Annotated in this window: 4 protein-coding genes; 1 reads left to right on the top strand and 3 read right to left on the bottom strand. The window is 56.2% G+C overall.

Annotation, left to right across the window (positions count from 1 at the left end; translation table 11 throughout):
• Positions 1-2345 (top strand): valine--tRNA ligase (locus BOW51_RS07440; RefSeq protein WP_078477130.1); only part of this gene is annotated, 2345 nt, incomplete at its 5' end.
• A gap of 162 nt (positions 2346-2507) precedes the next feature.
• On the opposite strand, the gene BOW51_RS07435 is transcribed toward BOW51_RS07440, so the two are convergent.
• The 3 genes from BOW51_RS07435 to BOW51_RS07425 all read right to left on the bottom strand — a co-directional run.
• Complete coding sequence (locus tag BOW51_RS07435; protein WP_078477131.1) at positions 2508-2951, bottom strand: YtoQ family protein; 444 nt, start codon at positions 2949-2951, stop codon at positions 2508-2510.
• A 15-nt stretch (positions 2952-2966) separates the two neighbouring features.
• Positions 2967-4355 (bottom strand): ribosome biogenesis GTPase Der, encoded by a 1389-nt coding sequence (gene der, locus BOW51_RS07430; RefSeq protein WP_078477129.1) that lies wholly within the window; start codon positions 4353-4355, stop codon positions 2967-2969.
• Positions 4356-4379: 24 nt separating this feature from the next.
• Positions 4380-5119 (bottom strand): outer membrane protein assembly factor BamB (locus BOW51_RS07425; protein ID WP_153039632.1); only part of this gene is annotated, 740 nt, incomplete at its 5' end.

Raw genomic sequence — 5119 nt, 5'->3', positions numbered from 1 at the left:
AGGGACTGATCTACCGTGGCAAACGCCTGGTCAACTGGGATCCCAAACTGCACACCGCCGTCTCCGACCTTGAGGTACTCAACGAGGAGGAGAACGGCCACATGTGGCACATGCGTTACCCGCTGACTAACGGCACCGGGCACCTGGTGGTTTCCACCACGCGTCCTGAAACCATGCTCGGTGACTGTGCCGTCGCGGTCAACCCGGAAGATGAGCGCTACAAGCACCTCATCGGCGAGCTTGTCGAACTGCCACTGACCAACCGCAAGATTCCGATCGTTGCCGACGAACACGCCGATCCCGAATTCGGTACCGGTTGCGTCAAGATCACGCCTGCGCACGATTTCAACGACTACGCCGTGTGGCAACGTCACCGTGACGAGAACATGATCAGCGACCAGCCGCATGGCGGACTGATCAACATACTTACCATCGACGCGGCAATCCGTGACAATGACGAGGATGAGGACGAACTGATTCCGGCCGCCTACATCGGCCTCGACCGCTATGCAGCGCGCAAGCAGATCGTTGCTGACCTTGAAGCTGCTGATCTCCTCGAGAAAATTGTCGACCACAAGCTGATGGTTCCACGCGGCGACCGCTCCGGTGCTGTCATCGAGCCTTTCCTGACCGACCAGTGGTACGTCAAGATTGAACCACTCGCAAAACCGGCAATTGAAGCAGTTGAGAACGGACAGATTCGTTTCGTTCCGGACAACTGGAAAAACACCTATTACGAATGGATGCGCAACATCCAGGACTGGTGTATCAGCCGCCAGATCTGGTGGGGGCACAGGATACCGGCCTGGTATGACGATGAAGGCAACATCTATGTCGGCCGTGACGAGGCCGAGGTACGTGAAAAGCACGGACTCTCCGATGATTATCCGTTGCGCCAGGATGAAGATGTGCTCGACACCTGGTTCAGCTCTGCGCTGTGGCCCTTCTCGACACTCGGCTGGCCTGAAAATACCGAACGTCTGAAGGACTTTTATCCCACCAACGTGCTGGTCACCGGATTCGATATCATTTTCTTCTGGGTCGCCAGAATGATCATGATGGGTCTCAAGTTCATGGACGGCGAAGTGCCCTTCCACGAGGTTTACGTACACGGGCTTGTACGCGACAGCCATGGCGACAAGATGTCCAAGTCGAAAGGCAACGTGCTCGACCCGATCGACCTGATCGACGGAATCGACCTCGACACACTCGTCGAAAAACGTACCCGCGGCATGATGCAGCCACAACTCGCTGCAAAAATCGAGAAACAGACCCGCAAGGAGTTTCCCGACGGTATCCAGAGTTTCGGTACTGACTCACTGCGTTTTACCTTTGCTGCCCTGGCAGCCACAGGCCGCGACATCAAGTTCGACATGGGACGTATCGAGGGCTACAGGAACTTCTGCAACAAGCTCTGGAACGCCGCACGCTACGTACTAATGAACACCGAGGGAGAGGATTGCGGCAGTGATGCCAACAGCGAGGTTGAACTCTCGGCTGCAGACCGCTGGATCCTGGCACAGCTGCAGACAACTGCATCTGCTGTCGGCAAATCGATTGAGAGCTACCGTTTCGATCATGCTGCACAGACGCTGTATGAGTTCACCTGGAACGAGTACTGCGACTGGTACCTCGAACTCAGCAAGCCGGTTCTCAACAGCGATGAAGCATCAGATGCAGCCAAGCGTGGTACACGCCAGACACTGGTGCGTGTACTTGAAGCACTGCTGCGCCTTGCGCATCCGATCATTCCTTTCATCACGGAAGAGATCTGGCAGCAGGTCGCACCGCTGGCCGGCAAGTCGGGTGACAGCATCATGCTGCAGCCCTACCCGCAGGAAGATGAATCACTCGACGACCAACAGGCTGTTGCCGAAGTCGAGTGGCTCAAGAACTTCATTCTTGCGATTCGCAAAATCAAGGGCGAGATGAACATCGCGCCCGGTAAACACGTTCCGGTACTGCTTGCAGATGCTTCAGAACAGGATCGTCGTTACGCTGAGATCAATCGCAGCTACCTGGACTTCCTCGCACGTGTTGAATCCATCACGGTTCTAGAACAGGGTGACGAAGAGCCTGAATCTGCCGTTGCTCTGATCGGCGACATGCGCCTGCTGATTCCAATGTCAGGACTGATCGACAAGGAAGCCGAGTGCAAGCGTCTCGAGAAAGAGATCGGCAAGGCGGAAAGCGAAGTCGAACGCACTGGCAAGAAACTGCAGAACCCCAATTTTGTCGACAAGGCGCCTGAAGCCGTTGTTGCCAAGGAGAAGGATAAGCTGGAAGAGGCGCAAAAAACACTTGCCAGTCTGCAGGCACAACTGGAGAAGATTCAGGCGCTTTAAATCACCCCCCGTGTTCCGGTAATTTCGTCACCCCGGGCTTGACCCGAGGTCCATCAAGAACAGCACGCCCGCATATGGATGCCGGCTCAAGGCCGGCATGACAAACGAGAAGAGGTTCTGGCAGTAATCGCCCCGGGGCGATTACCAGAAGTCCCCCCGGCGCTACCCGGCCGAGATCACGTACTTGAGTATGCCAACCACCTGCTCAGGGGTCTGAGCCCACGCCATGGCAGCACCATCAACCTCCTTAAGCGGATGAATGATGTCACTGTCATGCAGTGTAATGTAGGGCTTGCCCAGTGCAGCCAGCTGACCAGCATCAAATGCAGCGTTCCACTGCTTGTACTTGTCACCGAAACGCACCACGGCGATATCACATTGCTCAATCAGATTCTTGGTGCGGATAGCATTGACCTTTGATGACTTGTGATCGCGCCAGAAGCCGTCGCTCTCCGGTCCAAGTGAATCACCGGCAGCATCACTGGCATCATGGTCTGTGACCGCGGAGGTAAACTCGACCGGCAGACCTGCTGCCTGCGCACCATCCATTATCTGCTGTCGCCAGTCGGTGTGAATTTCACCTGACAGGTAAATAGTCCAGATCATCATTTTTGTCTCCTCTTATTTGCCTTTCTTGACGTGCTTCATCAAACGTTTCTTTTTCTGCACCTGGCGTGTCGTCAGCTTGTTCTTGCGTCCGTGGAACGGATTACTGCCTGACTTGAATTCGATACGCAGGGGTGTTCCATCGAGGTGCAGTACGCTGCGAAAACGCTTCACCAGGTAGCGCTTGTAGGTCGCCGGGACCGAGTCGACCTGGTTACCGTGAATCACAACGATCGGAGGATTTTTACCCCCCTGGTGTGCATAACGCATCTTGATACGGCGGCCACGCACCATTGGCGGTTGATGCTCCATCACCGCATCCTCGAGTATCTCGGTGAGGCGTGACGTCTTCATATCGCGCATGGCGTTGGCATAGCCCTTGTTGACCGATTCGATCAGGTTGCCGACACCACTGCCGTGCAACGCCGAGACAAAATGCCAGCGTGCAAAATCGAGAAACTGCAGGCGGCGCTTGAGTTCGGTTTTAACATGCTCGCGCTCTCCCTGTTCGAGGCCGTCCCACTTGTTGACGACAACCACCAGTGCTCGGCCGCTGTCGAGCAGATGTCCGGCAAGGTGTGCGTCCTGTTCTGTAATACCCTCGTGAGCATCAATGAGCAGAAAGACGACGTTTGACCCCTCGATAGCCTGCAGTGTCTTGACGATACTGAACTTCTCGATCGCCTCCTTTACGCGTCCGCGCTTGCGCACTCCGGCGGTATCAATCAGGGTGTATTTTTTACCGTCACGCTCGAACGGCACATCGATACTGTCGCGGGTCGTGCCCGGCATATCGAAAGCGACGACGCGCTCTTCGCCGATGAGGCGGTTGATCAGGGTCGACTTACCGACATTGGGGCGTCCAACCACGGCGATGCGGATGCGATCCTCCTCTTCTTCAGGGAGAGTCGCTGGCGGCAGTGTTGCAAGAACATCTTCAATCAGAGTCTTGACCCCACGGCCATGGGCAGCCGCGATGGCTACCGGTTCGTTGCTGGTCAATCCGTAGAAATCGGTAGCGGCAATATGCTGATCGAGGTTTTCACTCTTGTTGACAACCAGTGTCACCGGCTTGCCGGTACGGCGCAGACGTTCTGCGATACCCTCGTCACTGGCATTGCGGCCTTCACGGCCATCTACCATAAAGAGCAGGTGATCCGCCTCCTCGATCGCCTGCATGACCTGGTTTTCCATCAGCGGATCAAGTCCCTCGCGTACGCCACTGAGGCCGCCGGTATCGATAACGATATAGGGAGAAGGGCCAAGACGGCCAACGCCATACTGGCGGTCGCGCGTCAGCCCTGGCTGGTCTGCAACCAGGGCGTCACGTGTGCGTGTGAGGCGATTGAAGAGTGTCGATTTACCGACATTTGGGCGCCCGACAAGGGCAATAACAGGTAGCATTCAAGTCGCCGTTGATCGTTGCACTTATGGTGCTGAGACAGATGCAAGCTGCCCTTCACTGCCGTAAACAATAACGCGGTTACCCGAGGTAACAAGCGGAGCCTGCACGGCAGACTTGACCGCACGAATACGTGCAACCAGGCTACCGTCAGCAGGTGACAGCCAGTGAACATAACCTTCAAAATCAGCCACGGCAAGGTAGCCACCAGCGATAGTCGGAGCACTCAGGCGGCGGCCATGAAGTGCATTCTGACGCCACAGCTCGTGGCCGTTGGCGCTGTCTACCGCAACCACGTTACCCCTTGCATCTGCCGCGTATAGAACAGTACCGTCAAATGCGAGTCCCTGGTGCGATGAGAATGGAATGCTCCACTCAACTGCGCCCTTTTTCTTTCCGACTGCTGCCATCTGGCCCTGGTAACTGACCGTGTAGATCCTCTTGCCTGTAATAACCGGACGGCTGTCGATATCAACCACGCGGTCGAGTTCGTTACGGCCACTCGGCCATGAAATCGGGGTTTCCCACTGCGAACGCCCGGTGGCGACATTCAGTTTAACCAGCTTGCCGGCATCGAGACCCGAATAGAGATACTCGCCATCGACAACCGGCTGTGCAGCACCACGCAGGCGCAGTGATGGCCCACTGCGATGGAATACCCAGGTTTTCTCACCAGTCGCCGCGTTGACACCAACCAGCTTGCCGTCGGCCGTATGCGCGACAACCATGCCGTTGGCAACCAGTGGGACTGCTGCTATCTCGGAAT

It is taken from the genome of Solemya elarraichensis gill symbiont (assembly GCF_002021095.1).
Classification (GTDB): Bacteria; Pseudomonadota; Gammaproteobacteria; order Chromatiales; family Chromatiaceae.
Note: the sequence above shows the minus strand (reverse complement) of the source record. Positions and strands in the feature narration are given on the sequence as shown.

Coding starts and splice junctions, on each gene's coding strand:
- BOW51_RS07435 (WP_078477131.1), bottom strand. CDS start 2,951: ATGATCTGGACTATTTACCTGTCAGGTGAAATTCACACCGACTGGCGA.
- der (WP_078477129.1), bottom strand. CDS start 4,355: ATGCTACCTGTTATTGCCCTTGTCGGGCGCCCAAATGTCGGTAAATCG.